Below are 517 nucleotides of genomic sequence, written 5' to 3'. Positions count from 1 at the left end.
CGTGAGCAATGCCTTGAGTGCGTAATTGCTGTGCTGCTTTGGCAATTTCTTGATAGCTAGGTAAGGGGTGGCCAATCCAGCTTTCTAATTCATGTCGATTTGGTTTTACCAACCAAGGATTGGCTTTTAAACCAGCAATCAATGCTTCTCGGCTACTATCAAATATGACGCACATACATTGATTGCGTAGTTGTTTCATCCAGTCAGTAAAATCATCTAAATCGATACCTTTGGGTAAACTACCACTTACACATACCATATCAAATTGGCTTAACCAACTCAGAGAATCTTGAGCAAAATGCAGCCAATCCTGTTTGTTGACTTCAAAACCGGAAAAATTAAAATCACTAACTACACTATTTTTTTCTGTCAATTTGACATTAATTCGAGTTCTACCTTCGATGACATTAAAGCGATTTATGATCCCGCGTTCCTTAAAATCCTGTTGGAAACCGGTTAAATTTTCTTTCCCTAAAAAACCACCAACAGTGACATTAATATTTATATTTTTTAATGT

The 517-nt window shown here is 36.8% G+C and carries 1 protein-coding gene; it reads right to left on the bottom strand.

Annotated elements, in window-relative coordinates:
• A partial coding sequence (locus tag CBG25_RS18630; protein WP_290608531.1) for a PfkB family carbohydrate kinase occupies window positions 1-517 on the bottom strand: 517 nt, incomplete at both ends.

The sequence above is a fragment of the Arsenophonus sp. ENCA genome (genome assembly GCF_002287155.1).
Classification (GTDB): domain Bacteria; phylum Pseudomonadota; class Gammaproteobacteria; order Enterobacterales; family Enterobacteriaceae; genus Arsenophonus; species Arsenophonus nilaparvatae.
This window is presented reverse-complemented; position numbering and strand designations above follow the sequence as displayed.